This window comes from Isobaculum melis (genome assembly GCF_900111355.1).
Taxonomy (GTDB): Bacteria; Bacillota; Bacilli; order Lactobacillales; family Carnobacteriaceae; genus Isobaculum; species Isobaculum melis.
In genome coordinates, this window is sequence record NZ_FOHA01000001.1 from 12,575 (window position 1) to 29,416 (window position 16,842).

General features: G+C 35.6%; 15 protein-coding genes. 9 read left to right on the forward strand and 6 right to left on the reverse strand.

Annotated elements, in window-relative coordinates; translation table 11 throughout:
* Nucleotides 1-180: 180 nt before the first annotated feature.
* The 3 genes from BMW29_RS14155 to BMW29_RS00080 all read left to right on the forward strand — a co-directional run bounded on the left by BMW29_RS14155 (nucleotide 181) and on the right by BMW29_RS00080 (nucleotide 3,440).
* On the forward strand, nucleotides 181-312 hold the full coding sequence (locus BMW29_RS14155) for a hypothetical protein (protein WP_281241475.1): 132 nt from the start codon (nucleotides 181-183) through the stop codon (nucleotides 310-312).
* 120 nt (nucleotides 313-432) lie between these two features.
* Nucleotides 433-1,134, forward strand: coding sequence for an ABC transporter ATP-binding protein (locus tag BMW29_RS00075; RefSeq protein ID WP_092649182.1), 702 nt, complete (start codon nucleotides 433-435; stop codon nucleotides 1,132-1,134).
* 2 nt (nucleotides 1,135-1,136) lie between these two features.
* Nucleotides 1,137-3,440, forward strand: a complete 2,304-nt coding sequence (locus tag BMW29_RS00080; RefSeq protein WP_092649183.1) for an ABC transporter permease — start codon at nucleotides 1,137-1,139, stop codon at nucleotides 3,438-3,440.
* Nucleotides 3,441-3,565: 125 nt separating this feature from the next.
* Here BMW29_RS00080 and BMW29_RS00085 read toward each other — a convergent pair whose 3' ends face one another.
* From BMW29_RS00085 to BMW29_RS00095, 4 genes are all read right to left on the reverse strand, one after another.
* Nucleotides 3,566-4,015 carry a hypothetical protein gene (locus BMW29_RS00085; RefSeq protein ID WP_092649184.1) on the reverse strand — a complete coding sequence of 150 codons (450 nt, stop codon included), beginning with the start codon at nucleotides 4,013-4,015 and terminating at the stop codon, nucleotides 3,566-3,568.
* 12 nt (nucleotides 4,016-4,027) lie between these two features.
* On the reverse strand, nucleotides 4,028-4,195 hold the full coding sequence (locus BMW29_RS13915) for a hypothetical protein (protein ID WP_177165609.1): 168 nt from the start codon (nucleotides 4,193-4,195) through the stop codon (nucleotides 4,028-4,030).
* Complete coding sequence (locus BMW29_RS00090) at nucleotides 4,185-4,661, reverse strand: helix-turn-helix domain-containing protein (protein ID WP_092649185.1); 477 nt, start codon at nucleotides 4,659-4,661, stop codon at nucleotides 4,185-4,187. The genes BMW29_RS13915 and BMW29_RS00090 overlap by 11 nt, the downstream gene beginning before the upstream one ends.
* 159 nt (nucleotides 4,662-4,820) lie before the next feature.
* Nucleotides 4,821-6,473, reverse strand: a complete 1,653-nt coding sequence (locus BMW29_RS00095; RefSeq protein ID WP_092649186.1) for a PucR family transcriptional regulator — start codon at nucleotides 6,471-6,473, stop codon at nucleotides 4,821-4,823.
* A 314-nt stretch (nucleotides 6,474-6,787) separates the two neighbouring features.
* On the opposite strand from BMW29_RS00095, the gene argF reads away from it, so the two are divergent.
* From argF to BMW29_RS00115, 4 genes are read left to right on the forward strand one after another with little or no spacing between them, the layout of a single operon-like run.
* Entirely contained in the window at nucleotides 6,788-7,726 is a 939-nt protein-coding gene (argF, locus tag BMW29_RS00100; RefSeq protein WP_092649187.1) for an ornithine carbamoyltransferase, read from the forward strand.
* A gap of 11 nt (nucleotides 7,727-7,737) precedes the next feature.
* Nucleotides 7,738-8,679, forward strand: a complete 942-nt coding sequence (gene arcC, locus BMW29_RS00105; protein WP_092649188.1) for a carbamate kinase — start codon at nucleotides 7,738-7,740, stop codon at nucleotides 8,677-8,679.
* On the forward strand, nucleotides 8,679-10,190 hold the full coding sequence (locus tag BMW29_RS00110; protein ID WP_092649189.1) for a YfcC family protein: 1,512 nt from the start codon (nucleotides 8,679-8,681) through the stop codon (nucleotides 10,188-10,190). Before arcC ends, BMW29_RS00110 begins: the two co-directional genes overlap by 1 nt.
* Nucleotides 10,191-10,201: 11 nt before the next feature.
* Complete coding sequence (locus tag BMW29_RS00115) at nucleotides 10,202-11,056, forward strand: dimethylarginine dimethylaminohydrolase family protein (protein ID WP_092649190.1); 855 nt, start codon at nucleotides 10,202-10,204, stop codon at nucleotides 11,054-11,056.
* A 162-nt stretch (nucleotides 11,057-11,218) separates the two neighbouring features.
* On the opposite strand, the gene BMW29_RS00120 is transcribed toward BMW29_RS00115, so the two are convergent.
* The gene (locus BMW29_RS00120; protein WP_092649191.1) at nucleotides 11,219-11,404 is read right to left on the reverse strand and encodes a hypothetical protein; all 186 of its coding nucleotides are present in this window, start codon (nucleotides 11,402-11,404) and stop codon (nucleotides 11,219-11,221) included.
* Nucleotides 11,405-11,646: 242 nt separating this feature from the next.
* Here BMW29_RS00120 and BMW29_RS00125 point away from each other — a divergent pair, with 242 nt between their 5' ends.
* Complete coding sequence (locus tag BMW29_RS00125) at nucleotides 11,647-12,189, forward strand: GNAT family N-acetyltransferase (RefSeq protein WP_092649192.1); 543 nt, start codon at nucleotides 11,647-11,649, stop codon at nucleotides 12,187-12,189.
* Nucleotides 12,190-12,248: 59 nt separating this feature from the next.
* On the opposite strand, the gene BMW29_RS00130 is transcribed toward BMW29_RS00125, so the two are convergent.
* Complete coding sequence (locus tag BMW29_RS00130) at nucleotides 12,249-12,947, reverse strand: hypothetical protein (protein WP_092649193.1); 699 nt, start codon at nucleotides 12,945-12,947, stop codon at nucleotides 12,249-12,251.
* Nucleotides 12,948-13,212: 265 nt separating this feature from the next.
* Between BMW29_RS00130 and nifJ the strand changes: the two genes are divergently transcribed.
* A complete protein-coding gene (gene nifJ / locus BMW29_RS00135; RefSeq protein WP_092649667.1) occupies nucleotides 13,213-16,764 on the forward strand; it encodes a pyruvate:ferredoxin (flavodoxin) oxidoreductase in 3,552 nt (1,183 codons plus the stop codon).
* The last annotated feature ends 78 nt before the right edge of the window (nucleotides 16,765-16,842 follow it).

Consider the following 16,842-nt stretch of genomic DNA (forward strand, 5'->3'; position numbering starts at 1 on the left):
AAGACAAACTAAAGAAAATGATTGCTGATGTTTTGGAAGGTAAATCTATCGCAGAATAAATATACCTAGACAGTGAGTTGGAAAGGATAACTATTGTGAAGGCTCTTCTAGAAAAATTAGAAGAGCTATCCAACTGCTTCGCCTTTAGCTGTATGACTGATTGAATGGAGGAGGAAATCTATGAAACGAAGAGTCGTCATTACAGGACTTGGTCTCGTTACTCAGTTAGGGACAGGAGAAATTGAATCGTTCGAAGAAAGGCTAATCATATCACCTAAAATAAGTATCAAAGTACCAAAAGAAACCAGATAAAAATAGAAGTTATCAACTTTTCACTATATTCCTGCAGCAGAGGCAGAAAATGCTGATCATTCAACTTAGTAAACCTACTTTGCTAATTAACGATAAACTAAAAGAAATGAGGAATCAGAGATGAGTTTTATCCAAATAGAAAACTTGAAAAAAGAATACAAAACAGGAGATCAAATTACCACAGCATTGAAAAATATATCTTTTAATGTCGAAAAAGGTAGTTTTACTATTATTTTGGGGCCTAGTGGTTCCGGTAAAAGTACAACGCTAAATGCTATCGGTGGCATGGATCATATGACTGCTGGAAAGGTTATTGTGGACAGCGAAGATATTGCTAATCTTTCTTCTACACAGTTAACAGATTACAGAAGAAGTGAAGTCGGGTTTGTTTTTCAATTCTATAATCTCATTCCTTCTCTAAACGTTCTAGAAAATATTGATATTGTCAGAAAAATGAGTAAGTCTTCAATATCAAGTGAGACAATTCTAGAGGAAGTTGGTTTAGCTCAGAGAAAGCACCATTTTCCTAGTGAACTTTCTGGTGGTGAACTTCAACGAGTATCAATTGCGAGAGCTATATGCAAAGACCCAAAAATACTTTTATGCGATGAACCAACAGGAGCGTTAGACACCGAAACTGGTAGAAAAGTCTTACAATTGTTGCAAAGTATGGCTAGACTACATAATAAAACTGTCGTTATTGTTACACATAACTCGTCTATTGCTCAAGCTGCCGATAGAATCATTCACATTAAAGATGGCATAGTTGAAAAAGTAACCAATAATCCGCACCCTATCGGAATCGATAAGGTGGTGTGGTAAATATGCTAGAACTACTAAAAAAAAATCTAAGAGATTTTTGGTCACTAAAAGGAGAATTTTTCTCAATAATCTTTCTATCATGCATCGCAATCTTGCTTTTTTCTGGCTACACAAATGGTTGGCATGGGATGCAAAAAAACTTTGATGAACTGAGTGAAAGTAGTCATTTGGCCGATGCTTGGGTTAGCGTCTCTGATATTGCTGAAGATGATATAGAAGCGCTGAAAAAATTAGAGTATGTAGATGAAGTTCAAGGTGAGACTCGCATTCAAGCGGATGTTGTTGATAAGGATGATCATCAAATTCTCACCGTTATTCCTGATTCAAATGAAATATCTACAATAACAAGTCTAAGCGGTCAAGATTTTGATATTGATTCTGAAGGCATTTGGATTGATCAAAAACATGCAGAAGAAAACAGTTATGGGATTGGTGACAAGATCATTTTGTTAGTTAACAACGAACCTTTGTCAATTACTGTCAAAGGAATGATTAGCTCTCCGGATTTCATTGGTTATACAGGTCCAAATAACTCTGTGATTTATGACACTGGTTTGTATGGATATGCTTATGTTACACCTAAAACCTTGAAAGATGCACTCGCTACCAACACCTTATTATTAACTTTTTCGGAGGATGTGACACTAGAAGAAGTAAGAGAGGATGTTGAAAATATTCTTCAAGGTAAATATTTGAATTTAGTTGATCAAAATGACTATCAGTATCTATCGAATTATTTACAACGCATTCAAATGTTACGAAGCATGTCAATTATCTTTTCCATAGTGGTCTTTTTACTAGTGATATTGACCACTGTTACGACTATGCAACGTCTCGTTAATAATCAGCAAACCATTATTGGCACTTTTAAAGCTCTTGGGGTTAAAAATTCAACGATTATGATTCATTACAGCTTATATGGGTTTCTTGTTACTTTAATTGGTGGCCTATTAGGCGCAATGATAGGGCCACTAACCTTGACGCCTTTTTACATTAGGGTGCAAGAGAATCAGTTTAATATTTTTAATTTAAAGGGTGCGAGCTCTCCTTTTACACTATTGTTAATCACCATATTAGTTGTCCTAGGAACTTTATCAGCACTTCTAACAATCAGAAAGGATGTACAGAATACACCAACAGAAATTCTACGTCCTTCTGAAAGTAAACGAGTAAAAAAAATACTCCTAGAATACTTTCCACAATTCTGGAATCGTTTGAGTTTCGAATGGCGTTGGATTTTAAGAGATTTTTTCAAAAACAGAATAAAATCTTTAATCGCAGTATTGGCCATAATAGGAAGCATGGCTTTACTGACAACTAGCTTGAACAATCAATACTCTTTACAAGAAACAAATAATGAATTATATGGGACACAGTACAGCTACAATAACAAAATTCAATTAACAGGTTTATCAACTTCTGAAAACCAAAATGAGTTGTTAAGTTCACTAAGCAATGATGGTCAATGGGTACTTGAAAATTCTGCGATTATTCAAAACAGTCAAAGTAGTGAGACAGGAATACTAACTGTGGTTGATGAAGGATTATATGTCCAACTAAATGATAGAGAAAATAACAGTATACCTTTAGAACAAGAAGATGTCGTAGTGTCTGAACAATTTGCTGAAAATAATGGGTACCGAATTGGGGATACCATCCAAATACGTCCTTTGGGAAATGACAGTTATTTTAATGGCAATATTACAAATATTGCTAAAGTAAGTTCACCACAGGGCGTTTTTATGTCTAGAAAATATTGGGAAGTACAAGGCTTAACTTTTAATCCAAGTTCTTTATTGACAAGTAAAGATTTGAATAATAACGCTCTTGAGGACTTTGATTTCGTTGGAAATACGGTGTCTCTTGACAGCCAATTGGAAGATGCAAATTTAGTTTTAAATAACATTAGTGGGATTATTTTAGTGATGGCTGTCGTAGCGATTCTCTTAAGTTGGGCACTGTTGTATAACTTGGGAACTCTTAACTTTACAGAAAGATATAGAGAATATGCAACTTTGGAAGTTTTAGGATTTCGAGAAAAAGAAATACAATCTATGATACGAAATGAAAATCTACTAACTTTTGGAATTGGCTGGCTAATTAGTATTCCAGTTGGAATCGAGTTTTTGAATCTTTTCGCAGCAATGAGTAGTACAAATTCTACAGATGTGTTTCCATTTAACAGTATATCACGTGTGATTTTGTCTTCGTTAATTATTTTACTGACTGTCTTAATCATTAGTAGTCTAGTAAGTAGAAAAGTCAAAAAGATTAATATGATTGAAGCCTTAAAAAGTGTCGAATGATGAAACGCGTCAGAAAGGATTGTAACGGATGATGAAAAAAGGCTATTGTCGGTTCGATTATTTTTACAAAAAAGAGCGATAATCGCAGCATTGCGACTATATCACTCTTTACATGACCTGCCAATCTATTTATCACGAATCTTTAAACAAAATAAATAATAACTGAAAGTTAAAAATAGGATGAATAAATCAAATCGTGCAATAGTTGGACCTAACACGGCCAGTCGATTTTTTAGCAAAAATGTACCCAGTAAAAGGATTGCATCTGCGATTGTGGAAATGAGTGCCATCTTCTTTGCTATGTTCTTCTTTTTCAGTAACAGTAGAAAGATAGGGGCTAGAACACCAGTCATTAAATTTGCAATCCATAAAATCAGAAATGGAAATGGGTAATTTGTAAAGTAAGCAACTACAGATTGCCCATATCCATGAACTTGATAATAACTTGAGTTATGAGATAGCATCATCAATAAATCATAGATTCCCATTGCATACATAAATATCATAAATGAAGAAAATAATAAGATAATGACGCTATGACGATGATTCTTAGAAAAATGTTTTTCTTTACGCATAAATCATGACTCCTATTCATGATTATTTGCCATTAAAGCATCATACTTTTCAGCTTTTTCTTTTAATTGTTCTATATACGCCTCAAACTCCTCCATGCTTTTAAATCCAAAATTTTTTTTAACATAGGTAATGATTGGCATGCCTTTATTTAGTTCTTTAATCATTCGATTAGTTGTCACTTTTATTCGGTCCTTTCTGAGGATAGATTTGATCTAAAAGTTCTCTTGTGGTTTTCATAAAATCATCACTTGAAATGAGGGCGATTCCAGGGTGATCTGAATGCTCATCCCCTAAAATGACCAGTTCATCTCCACTGTGCCAATGAAAGATTTCTCTAGCTTCTTTAGGCAGTACAACTTCTCCATCATGACCAATTTTAGTCATTCCAAAAAAATGTTTTCCTTTAGGTGCAATACTGATTTCTTCACTTGAGCCATCATAATGAAGTAAATTATCAATTGAAACCTCAAATATTTCAGCAAGTGCCAGACAATTAACCACATCTGGAATGCTTTCACCATGCTCCCATTTTGCGACAGCTTGTCTTGAAACATTGATTTCATTTGCCAATTCTTCTATAGACATATGATTTATTCTACGAAGATATAAAATGTTATTTGCGATATTTAATTCTTTGATTGCCATTTCAGCACCTCCTTTTTTATTATACTATGGTTGATAGCAAACCAAAACCATGCCCCCTTTACTTTTATTGTTAGTTTTAGTTGCATTGTATATTTGAACAGGAAACTCATTGGTTAAGGTATAAAAAGAAGATCGTTCCATATGTTTATACGCTTTTTATTATTCATTAGAATCTGGCAACATCTGATTGATTCTCAAAGCCAAGTGTAAATTCATTAAATCATCAGAATTTTTTAAATTAATTTGGAGTGTTTCTTCAATAATTTTGAGCCGCGACCTAAGTGTATTTTTATGAATAAATAAGACATTTGCCGTTTGATTATGAGCAAAGCCATTGGCAAAAAAAGTTTCTAGGGTCTTTAAAAGGTCAGCATTTCTTTTTTGATCTACATCAATAATCGGTTGGATATAATCGTTTAACATTTGTTGTAAAAAATACTGATTAATTTTGCCAAAATCATCTGTGAAAATCTTTAAGATACCGAGATTTTTATAAAATTGAACACGCTTATCCTTTGAATTTTTTTCCATAAAGAAAATAGCCTGTTCAGCTTCTTTCCATGCTGATGAGAGGCACCAATATGGATGCAATTCACTTACGCCAATTTTAAAGACATCACTTTTACTGAAGGAAATAAAAAAGGTTTCTAATTTTTCTATAAAATCTTCAATTGAATGTTGTGAATCCCCCACTAAAAAAATGAAGTAGTCATCTTTGGAAAACAACAAAATATTTTCATTGACGAATTCTTCTAGATAAAAATTTCTCCAAAAATCTAAGAATTGCTCATTTTTTTCATCAAGCAGATCTGTGGAAGGAATGGTTGTATTTTTCAATAATACCATGCGATAGGACAGTTCTAAATGATTCCCCAATACTAAACTGATTTGTTTACGATTGGCTTCTTTTTTATTTTTAATGGTTAATAAATTCTCAAAAAATAAATTTCGATAATGTAAATTGGCCTTTTGAAATTCTCGATAGAAGGTCATTTTTAGGAGGTAAATGGATTGAATACTTTGAAGTTTAGCGATGGTATCTACTGAAATTTCTTTTCTGTAAACGGGGATTTTTAATAAAATAAAAAAGGCTATTTTTTGCTTTTGATAGATAGGAACAAATAGAATATGAACTTGTTGATTAGGCCACTTGAGGTTTCGATAGAAAAAGCCTTCAACGATTTTATGATCATTATCCTTACCAACAACACTCCATGAGTAGACTGAGGGCTTTGAAAAAGGCGCTAGATATTCTTTCCAATCAAAATCAAAAGAGTAATCTAGTAAATTGAACTTATAATCTGTAATCGCTAAAGAAAGATCAGCGACATTATAAACAGCTGAACAAAGATCATTCAAAAATTGATGGTCAGACAAAGAATTGATAATCGCTTGATAGAACTTTTCCGTATCTCTTAATAAGGTGGTGTGCTTTTTGATAATCAAGCTTTGAATGGGTGTTGTGATTTCACTCCAAGAAAATTTATCTTCTACAAGAACAACAGGGATATCATATTGGGAAAGTAGGGCAATCATTTCTGGCGTAATCCATTTTTTAAACTTCTTTTTGGTGATAATACCAGCCACTTGGTATTCTGCAAGCTTGGCAATAAATGGCTCATCAAAATGGGTTTCCATAAAATAGCCAATAATGAGTAATTCTTTTCTTTGAACCCATTCCACAATATTTGGGAAATCCATAATGGTGACGGATTCAACATGATTGAGCAACCCTTTTTTTGTGGCAATTAAATCAGAAAGTTTTAATGCATCGAGCTTTAATAATTCCATAATAGTTGTCTTTTTATCCATCTTTTTCACCCCTTTACTAATTGTACAAAAGAACAATGATAACGCTTCCTAAATGTATCTTTACACAATTCATTTTAACTGAATCTTTTTGTAAAATAAAGGTAACAAAGAAAAGGAGGCAATCATGTGAGCTGAAAGCTGTCAGGAAAAATCTGGAAATCATACATGGTATGTGGTCAAGTTCAGAAAATTTATTTTCTGAAAAAGGTAATGAATGAAGCTGTATTTATTTTTTCTTTAAAGAGTGCACCGCACACTCATTTTTATGACAACTTGTATCGTTAAGCGGACACGATACGGAATGGAGCTAAAATATGAGAAATACATTTAAAGGTAAAGATTATTTAGCATTTAAAGATATGACCAAAGAGGAAATTGAATTTGTAACAGATTTATCCTTAGATTTTAAAAAGAAATGGACAGCACGTGAACCTCATGACTATTTAAAGGGACAAGTTTGGGCAGGGTTATTTGAAAAAAATAGTACCCGAACTAGAAATGCTTTAGAAAGAGCAGCAGCAGATTTGGGCATCAAATTAGTCTATTTACGTCCAGATGAAATGCAAATGACTCGTGGTGAGCCACTGAAAGATACTGCAAGAATTTTAGATCGCTATTTTGATGGTTTATTTATTCGAACTTTTGGACATGAAATTGTTGAAGAGTGTGCCAGCTGGATGGAAAATCCTGTGATTAATGGTTTGACTGCTCTGGAGCATCCAACTCAAGGGATTGCTGATTTAATGACGATTAAAGAGAAAAAAGGCAAGCTAGAAGGGCTGAAAATCTGCTATTCAGGTAACCTTTACAATGTTGCGTATACAACGATGATTTTCTGTGCAACATTTGGAATGGACTTATCCATTGCTTGTCCTGCTGGTTTAGAGCCAGATCCAGAAATATTGCAGGAGACTAAGGAGCGTGCAGCAAAAACAGGTGCTAAAATTGTTTTCACGCAGGATTTTGATGAAGCTTTAAAGGATGCTGATATTGTTTATGGCATGTCACAATATAGTATGGGACAATCTGATGAGGAAGTTGCCTACTTAAAAGAGGCATTTAAACCGTATCAAATTACAATGGAAGCAATGAAAAAAGCTAAATCTGATGCTATATTTATGCATTGCTTACCTGCTCATCGTGGTGAAGAAGTAACCGATGAGGTGATGGAGTGTGAACAATCTGTTATTTTTGACGAGGGTGAAAATAGAATGCACTCAATCAAAGCAATCCTAGCAGTTGTGGCAAATTAGGAGGGATTCAGATGGCAAAGCTTGTTATTGCTTTAGGAGGAAATGCATTAGGCCAGTCTGTAACGGAACAAAAACAATCAATTAGCAAAGTGGTTCCAGTGATTGCAGATATTATTGAAGAGGGACATGAAGTTATTCTAACCCATGGAAATGGCCCACAAGTTGGGATGATTCATTTAGCATTTAGCAATTTTTCAGAGGAAAATCAAACAGCAGCTATGCCTTTTGCAGAATGTAATGCTATGAGTGAAGGCTATATTGGTTATCACTTACAGAATGCACTATTGAATGAATGTCAGAAACGCAATCAAAAGAAAGAAGTTTGTACCTGTATTACGCAGGTTTTAGTAGATCAAGAGGATCCTGCTTTTCAAAATCCTACCAAACCAATTGGTCGTTTTTATTCAAAAGCAGAAGCGGAACAGCTTACTCAAGAAAAAGGACTCATCCTGCGAGAAGATGCTGGGCGGGGTTATCGACAAGTAGTTCCTTCTCCAAAGCCACAAGATATTATTGAAAAAGAGAGCATTATGACGCTGCTGGCAGCAGATAAAATTGTGATTGCTTGTGGTGGTGGCGGTATTCCTGTGATTCAATCCAAAGAAGGGCTGACAGGCGTTGAAGCAGTGATTGATAAAGATTTTTCCAGTGAAAAATTAGCTGAATTGATTGGTGCAGATAAGTTGATTATCCTAACGGAAGTGGATCAAGTTTACTTGAATTTTGGGACCAAACAGCAGAAAGCGTTGGGGAAAGTTTCTGTTTCAGAGGTTGAAAGCTACCGTGAGCAACAACATTTTAAAGCAGGATCTATGTTGCCTAAAGTAGAAGCTGCCATTCAATTTGTTAAGCAAAAAGCAACGAATGAAGCCATTATTACATCAATAGCAGCGATTCAGGAGGCACTGATGTATCGCAATGGCACCATTATTGTGGAAGGTGGTGGAAATTGATGGAAGCTACAAAGAAAAAGCGCAAGTTTAAAACACCTAATACGTATGTCATTGTCTTTTTTGTCTTAATTTTTGTCGCTGTTTTAACCTGGTTTATTCCAGGAGGACAATATCAACTAGATGATGCTGGTCGGGCAATGGCCAATACGTATACGCGAATTGATTCCAATCGTCAGGGGCTTTGGGATATCATTATGGCACCAATTATTGGGATGGTAGGAAATGAGCAGGTTTCAGGTGCCATAACGATTTCTTTAAATATTATGCTATTTGGTAGTTTTTTAGAAATGATGGATACTGCAGGGGCAATCAATATTGCCTTGAAAGGTGTCGCTAAAAAATTCCAGAAAAACTATTATGTTTTAATTACAGTGTTAACCTTTATCATGGGGATTTTCGGTACTGTGCAAGGTTCTTATGAAGAAGGATTTGTTTACTTACTCATGTTTTTACCGATTATTTTAGCATTAGGCTTAGATACGATTGTTGCACTAATGATTGTCATTTTTGGGACACAAGCAGGGTGTGCTGCTTCAATTGTTAATCCATTTTCAACAGGGATTGCTTCTGGTATTGCGGGGATTAGTCCAGGTGAAGGGATTGTTTTTAGAACCTTAATTTTTGTTGCGCTACTCTCCTTATGCTCATTTATGATTTGTACTTATGCCAAAAAAATTAAAAAAGATCCAGAAAAATCAGTTCAATTTTATCGTAGAGAGCAAGATTTGGCAGAGTTTGCGAGTGGAAGTGACAACGAAGAAACCTTAAATAAACGCCAAAAGAAAGTGTTTATGATTTTTGTGTTAACGTTTGCTATTATGATTACTTCATTGATTCCTTGGACTTCTTTAAATGAAAATTGGACGATTTTTAATACCTTAACGAATTGGATCAATGAATCCCCAATTTTAGGGACGATTTTAGGAAATGATTTGATTCCTTTTGGTGATTGGTATTTTAATGAGATCAATGGCTTATTAATTATTATGACGATACTAGCTGGTGTGGTGATGAAATATCCGATTGATAAAACCATTAATATTTTAATTAAGGGAGCAGCTTCTCTTGTTTCAACGGCTTTTATTGTGCCACTTGCAAGAGGGATTCAAGTGATTATGACGGATGGAAATATTACCGCAACGGTTTTAAATGCCTGTGAAAAAACACTTGGTAGTTTTCATCCTTTAGTATTCGTTCTTGTTTGTTTTCTAGTTTATGGTTTGCTCGCAACCTTTATTCCAAGCTCAACAGGATTAGCTGCAGCAACAATGTCTGTAATGGCACCGTTAGCCATCTTTTCAGGTGTTTCTGAATCAACAATGGTTGTGATTTATAATTTAGCATTAGGCTTGGTTAAAATGTTTGCACCAACTTCGATTATTGTAATGACTTGTACACAAGCCGTTCATGTCGATTATGGAACCTGGCTGAAAACTGCTGGGAAATACATTTTTATATTTTTCTTAATCTGTTGTAGTATTTTGCTATTAAGTGTCGCGCTATTAAATTAAGGAGTGATAAAATGAGTGAAAAAATTTATGTTCGCAATGCAACAAATGAATTAAAAAAGGTCATCGTTTGTTCTCCAAAATATTATGTATTTAATGCAATTAATGAAATTACAAAAGAGTGGATGGAAAAAGGCGAAACTGAACAAAATGATCGTATGGTTAGTGAATGGCAAACCTTGATTGATGCCTATCAAGAAAATGGTGTAGAGGTCATTGAAGTAGAAGCGCAGCAAGAATTAGAGGTTCAAACTTTTGCCCGAGATTTTGGGGCAATGATTAAGGAAGGCGCCATTATTGGGAAGTTTCGTCATCCAGCTCGTCAAAGAGAAACGGCAATCTATGAAGCAAAATTAAAAGAACTAGGCATTCCAATTGTTGCCCGAGTAAATGCAGGCTGCTTTGAGGGTGGCGATTTTTGGATGATTGATGAGCATACCTTAGCTTTTGGGCTGGTTGATCGGACAGATACTGCAGGGATTGATAATTTACGAGAGCAGCTTGCGCGCTATGGTTATACAGTAGTTGGTGTGCCTTCATCCCCTTCTAACCTTCATCTAGATATGATTTTTAATATTGTTGCGGAAAAGATTTGTCTTGCAGCGACTGATGAGTTGCCGTATGATTTCTTACAGATGTTGAAACGTCGTAACTTTAAAATCATTCACGTCCCAAGTGAGTTGGTTTTTAAACATGGCTGTAATGTGCAAGCATTAGGCAATGGACGTGTCTTAGGGATTGAAAATAACAAAACAGTGAATGCTGCTATGGAAGCAGAGGGATTAAAGGTGATTAAACTACCTTTGGAACAAATCCTAAAAGGTGGCGGCGGACCACATTGTATGACTTATCCAGTTGAAAGAGCTTAGAAAAACGCCACTTAAATTCTTGCAACACAAAGTTAAATTTGAAAAAAAAAACAGTGAAATCATTTGAGCTTGATGCGGATGATTTCACTGTTTTTACAAGTTTATTCAAATAAATGAAGTTTTCTTACTTGAATCTATCTAAAATTTCTTCTGATTGTGCACCTATTTCTTATTTTTCAACACCGTCAAAATAGTTAATGGAATACAAATGACAATAAAGCCAATCACAGAAATGACCAAGCTTACTAGCCAAAATCCTTTTATTTTGAATAAATCAACAATAAATAGGCTCACAACAACAGATAGCGCATAACAAATAAATAATTGTACAAATCTTTTAATACTCATGATAAAAACCTCCTTAATCAATCGTTAAATGACCAATAGCTTTATTTTACTATAAAATGGTGTCGTTTAATAGAGAGAGCTATAAGGGAGAATTCATGAGGAAAGGTATTGAATTGACAAGTAAAGTGCAATTGCTATACTAAGGATAAGTCTATTAGGAAAGTAGGGATTTGATATGTACATAAAAGAAAATCAGGTAAAGGTGAGTCCAAGGGGCGGCAAGTAAGGAAAGAAGGAAATACATGTTTAATAAAAATTGTACAGATAAGGTTACTTTAAGAAGCATCGAGACAACGGATATTTTTGATTTATGGAAGATTGCTTTTGATGGGGATTTGGAATGGATGAAATGGAATGGTCCTTATCTCAAGGATCCAGTGCTTTCGCTTGAGGCATTTACAAAGCTTGCAGAAGAGCGTTATGTGAATAATCCGTTTGCAGCAGTCGTTGTGTATGAAAATCAAATAGTAGGTCAAGTTTTTGCTTTTTGGGAAGATGGTACATTGAAGCAATGGCTAGAATTTGGGATTTGTCTTTATGACCAAAGCACTTGGAATAAAGGGATTGGTTCTGAAGTGATTCAGTGCTGGATCACCTATTTATTTGAAACTGTTCCTTTGATTCAGAGAGTTGGTTTTACTACTTGGTCAGGAAATAAAGGGATGATGAAGATCGGCGAAAAACTAGGGATGGTCAGAGAAGCGCAAATCAGAAAAGTCAGATACTATCAAGAAAAGTATTATGATTCTATCAAATATGGTGTGCTTCGAGAGGAATGGCAATAGCTTGATGCCATCAAAAAAGGAGGACATTGTTTGAAACAAAACAATGTCCTCCTTTTTATTTAAACGACAGTAATATGATATCGTTTGTTTTTTGAATCGATGATTTCAAAAAGATAATCCTCTTGGTTATGTGTTGTCGCTTTTTTAGTGATTGAATTGGCAAAAGCATCAATCTCGTTAGGCGAAATGTTTAACTCATCTCTGATGGTTTTGATTAGCTTATTTTTGAATGTATCAATTTTCTTGGCTTTAAGCACACCACGCCATTTTTTATCATCGGAATCTTCAAGCGTTTTCCTAAGTTCTTCAAATTTGGTTTCCATATGCTCTTGTTGTGCTAAATCTTCGTATCTAAATCTAAAATAGAAAAAACCAACATGATAAAGCTTTGAGCAAATAATTTTTTCATTTTGCATCACATCGTCATGTAATTTTTTGATATCTGATTCTCGTCTGATTTTTGCCACAATGAATAAAATAATACCAATCGGAATTAAAATAAATGCTAAATAGGTTGCCCATAGAAAAATCACGTTTGTGGATTCATCACTAAAGAAAAGATCCCAGAAATAGTCAAAAGGAATATCATTCTTAGTCAGGGTTTGGAAAGTTGAAGCAAGGTTATAAAAAAGAATAATACCGCCAATTGAAAAGGCGCCCATTGCTGTGTTATGTAGTGCAGAACTAAACGTTACATTCTTTTTGAAATAATCAAAGCTTTTTAGATTTTTTTTCGTGCGTTCTAATAAATCTTGCATAAAGTATTCTCCTTCTATCATCATTTTTTCTTATTTATTATAACAAAAGAACGAGTGGGAAGAAAGAGGCGGAAAAATTTCTTTTATTTAAAGCAATAACTTTGTGAAAAAATACATTCCAAAAGAATGCATCCCAACAAGCTTCTGAATAAATAGATTCTTATTTTGTGCAAAAACAGACATTACAAATCTTAAAAAGAAGAGTATAATAGGTGGGCAGTATTAAATTTAATGGAGCGATAAAATAATGAAATCAGGTGAACACATGCGAACAAAGAAAACGATGGATGGAAATACAGCTGCAGCATATATTTCATATGCCTTTACAGAGGTAGCAGCCATCTATCCAATCACGCCTAGTTCCACAATGGCAGAGCTTGTCGATGAGTGGACATCAAATGGTAAAAAGAATATGTTTGGACAACCCGTAAAAATTGTTGAAATGCAATCAGAAGCAGGCGCAGCGGGTGTGGTTCATGGCTCACTGAAAACAGGAGCACTAACCACAACTTATACAGCTTCACAGGGATTATTATTAATGATTCCCAATATGTACAAAATTGCAGGAGAATTATTACCTAGCGTTTTTCATGTGGCCAGCCGTGCGGTTACAACGAATGCGTTAAATATTTTTGGGGATCATAGTGATGTGATGTCAGCTAGACAAACTGGTTTTGCCATGTTAGCTGAAGGAACAGTACAAGAGGTAATGGACTTATCAGCGGTTGCACATTTAGCGACCTTAGAAAGCTCTGTTCCTTTTATGAACTTCTTTGATGGGTTTAGAACCAGTCATGAAATTCAAAAAATTGACGTATTGGAATATGATGAATTAAAAGGTCTCGTCAATACAGACGCTCTGACAGTCTTTCGTAAACGAGGGATGAATCCAAATCATCCGAGTGCCAGTGGTACCAACCAAAATCCTGATATTCATTTCCAACAAAGAGAAACCATTAATGGCCATTATGATCGCTTGCCTGAAATTGTCTCTCACTATATGCAAGAAATTAATGCTTTACGTGGAACCAATTATAATTTAGTCAATTATTACGGGGATCCTGAAGCGACAGAAGTGATTGTTGCAATGGGTTCTGCTACTTCTGTGATTGAACAAACTGTTGATTATTTAAATGCGCAAGGTAGAAAAGTTGGCTTGTTAAATATTAGACTTTATCGTCCATTCCCAGTTGAAGCTTTCTTAAAAGCGATGCCTGCGACTGTACAAAAAGTTGCTGTGCTTGATCGTACCAAAGAACCAGGTGCTGGCGGAGAGCCATTACTGCTTGATGTTCAAAGTGCGTTATACAATTCAACTCTGCGTCCACAAGTCATTGGTGGTCGTTATGGTTTAGGCTCAAAGGATGTCAATAACACACATATTATCAGTATTTTTGACCATTTACTTGAATCAGATTTAAAACAACGTTTCACAGTCGGGATTGTGGATGACGTCACCAATCTATCTTTAGATTTGGGAGAAAACATTGATTTAACACCAGCTAGCACGTATCAAGCGAAATTCTGGGGCTTTGGCTCAGATGGGACAGTAGGTGCAAATAAAGCAGCGATTAAGCTGATTGGGGATCATACCGATTTATTTGCCCAAGGCTATTTTGATTATGACTCTAAAAAATCTGGTGGCTTAACTGTTTCTCACTTACGCTTTGGTCAGGATGAAATCAAATCAAGCTTCTTAGTGAATCAAGCAGACTTTATTGCCTGTCATACAGCAGCTTATTTAAATAATTATGATTTAGTCAAGGGACTGAAAAAAGGCGGTATCTTCCTACTCAATACCATTTGGGAAGGTGAAAAACTGGAACGTCATTTGCCTTATCAGTTGAAACGTTATCTTGCTGAAAATGAGATTCAATTCTATACCATCAATGCGATTGAGCTTGCAAATGAAGTGGGGCTAGGTCGTAGAATTAATACGATTATGCAAACTGCTTTCTTCAAATTAACGAATATCATGCCTTTTGACGAAGTAGTGACTTTACTCAAAGAGCAAGCAATGGTTAGCTATGGGAAGAAATCAATGGCGATTGTCGAAAGCAATGTTCAAGCAATCGAGCAGGCTACGCAGTTATTGAAAAAAGTTGATGTTCCTACAAGCTGGCTAGAGGCTGAACCTTTAGCGCCAATCAAGAAAAATGGAGAAACACCAAGCTTTGTGATGAATATTTTAGAACCGATGGCACGTCAAGAAGGGAATAGTTTATCTGTTGGGACCTTAATGGAAAATGGGATGACAGATGGTAGTTTACCAGTGGGGATTTCAGCCTATGAAAAACGTGGGATTGCTTTAGAGGTTCCAGAGTGGATTCCTGAAAATTGTACGATGTGTAATGAGTGTGCTTTTGTTTGTCCTCATGCAGCAATTAGACCATTTCTTGCAGATGAGGAAGAGATGGAGGAAGCGCCTGCTGGATATATTACACGAGATATTCGCGGAGCAGATGGCTTACAATACCGTATTCAAGTAGCGGTGGATGATTGTACTGGTTGTGGTCTTTGTGTGGCTGCTTGTCCAGCAAAAGAAAAAGCGATTCAAATGCGTCCGTATGAAGAGCAAAAAGAACAAGCTGTGAACTGGGCCTTCTCAATGACTTTAAAAGCGAAGAAAAATCCATTTAAAAAGAATACCGTGCGTGGCTCTCAATTTGAGCAACCATTAGTGGAATTCTCTGGTGCTTGTGCAGGTTGTGGTGAGACCCCTTATGTGAAACTGTTGACACAGTTATTTGGTGACCGAATGTTGATTGCTAATGCCACAGGTTGTTCATCCATTTGGGGTGGTTCAAGCCCCGCGATTCCTTATACAACCAATCATGAAGGCTGCGGACCAGCCTGGTCAAACTCATTACTAGAGGATAATGCAGAGTATGGTTTTGGGATGCATTTAGCCAATCAAACAAGACGTGAAGCGATTGCTATGAAGATGGCAGAAGAGCTTGAAGGTGAGCAAATTAGCGAACCACTGAGAGACATTTTCTTAGATTGGTTAAATCATCTGAATGATAGTGAAAATACAAGAGAACGTGCCAAAGAATTAGAACTTGCTTTACTCCAAGAAAAAGATGGGCATGAAATCTTAGAAGAAATCTATCAAGATCGTGATATTTTTGCAAAACCTAGTCAATGGATGATTGGCGGCGATGGTTGGGCCTATGATATTGGCTTCGGCGGAATTGATCATGTATTAGCGAGTGGCGAGGATGTTAATATTCTAGTCATGGATAATGAAGTCTATTCCAATACTGGTGGGCAAACATCTAAAGCAACACCAGCTGCAGCGATTGCTAAGTTTGCAGCAAGTGGAAAATATGTATCGAAAAAAGATTTAGGGATGATGGCAATGAGCTATGGCAATGTTTATGTGGCACAAATTGCTTTAGGTGCCAACCAAATGCAAACCCTAAAAGCTTTTGAAGAAGCAGAAAAATTCCCTGGTCCTTCTTTGATTATTGCGTATACACCATGTATTAATCATGGTGTGATTGGTGGGATGAGCCAAACCTTAGAAGAAACCAAGCAAGCTGTGAATTCTGGTTACTGGTCTCTCTATCGCTTTAATCCAGCATTAGCTGAAAAAGGCAAAGTGCCAATGACATTGGACTTTAAAAAACCTGATTTTAGTACGATGAAAGATTTCATGCTGAGTGAAACAAGGTTCTCTTCTTTATACAGAGCCAATCCAACTGTTGCTGATCGCTTGTTTGGAAAAACTGTTAAGGATGCTGAAGTAAGATTCTTTAACTATGCAAGATTAGCAGGACAAGAAGAAAAAATTCGTGAGAAATTAAGTAAATAAATACACTATCATTTCCTTTGGCAAGATTGACCATCTTGTCAAAGGATTTTTTGTTTGCTTAGATATTATGAGTTAAAT

Coding starts and splice junctions, on each gene's coding strand:
- BMW29_RS14155 (WP_281241475.1), top strand. CDS start 181: ATGAAACGAAGAGTCGTCATTACAGGACTTGGTCTCGTTACTCAGTTA.
- BMW29_RS00075 (WP_092649182.1), top strand. CDS start 433: ATGAGTTTTATCCAAATAGAAAACTTGAAAAAAGAATACAAAACAGGA.
- BMW29_RS00080 (WP_092649183.1), top strand. CDS start 1,137: ATGCTAGAACTACTAAAAAAAAATCTAAGAGATTTTTGGTCACTAAAA.
- BMW29_RS00085 (WP_092649184.1), bottom strand. CDS start 4,015: ATGCGTAAAGAAAAACATTTTTCTAAGAATCATCGTCATAGCGTCATT.
- BMW29_RS00090 (WP_092649185.1), bottom strand. CDS start 4,661: ATGGCAATCAAAGAATTAAATATCGCAAATAACATTTTATATCTTCGT.
- BMW29_RS00095 (WP_092649186.1), bottom strand. CDS start 6,473: ATGGATAAAAAGACAACTATTATGGAATTATTAAAGCTCGATGCATTA.
- argF (WP_092649187.1), top strand. CDS start 6,788: ATGAGAAATACATTTAAAGGTAAAGATTATTTAGCATTTAAAGATATG.
- arcC (WP_092649188.1), top strand. CDS start 7,738: ATGGCAAAGCTTGTTATTGCTTTAGGAGGAAATGCATTAGGCCAGTCT.
- BMW29_RS00110 (WP_092649189.1), top strand. CDS start 8,679: ATGGAAGCTACAAAGAAAAAGCGCAAGTTTAAAACACCTAATACGTAT.
- BMW29_RS00115 (WP_092649190.1), top strand. CDS start 10,202: ATGAGTGAAAAAATTTATGTTCGCAATGCAACAAATGAATTAAAAAAG.
- BMW29_RS00120 (WP_092649191.1), bottom strand. CDS start 11,404: ATGAGTATTAAAAGATTTGTACAATTATTTATTTGTTATGCGCTATCT.
- BMW29_RS00125 (WP_092649192.1), top strand. CDS start 11,647: ATGTTTAATAAAAATTGTACAGATAAGGTTACTTTAAGAAGCATCGAG.
- BMW29_RS00130 (WP_092649193.1), bottom strand. CDS start 12,947: ATGCAAGATTTATTAGAACGCACGAAAAAAAATCTAAAAAGCTTTGAT.
- nifJ (WP_092649667.1), top strand. CDS start 13,213: ATGCGAACAAAGAAAACGATGGATGGAAATACAGCTGCAGCATATATT.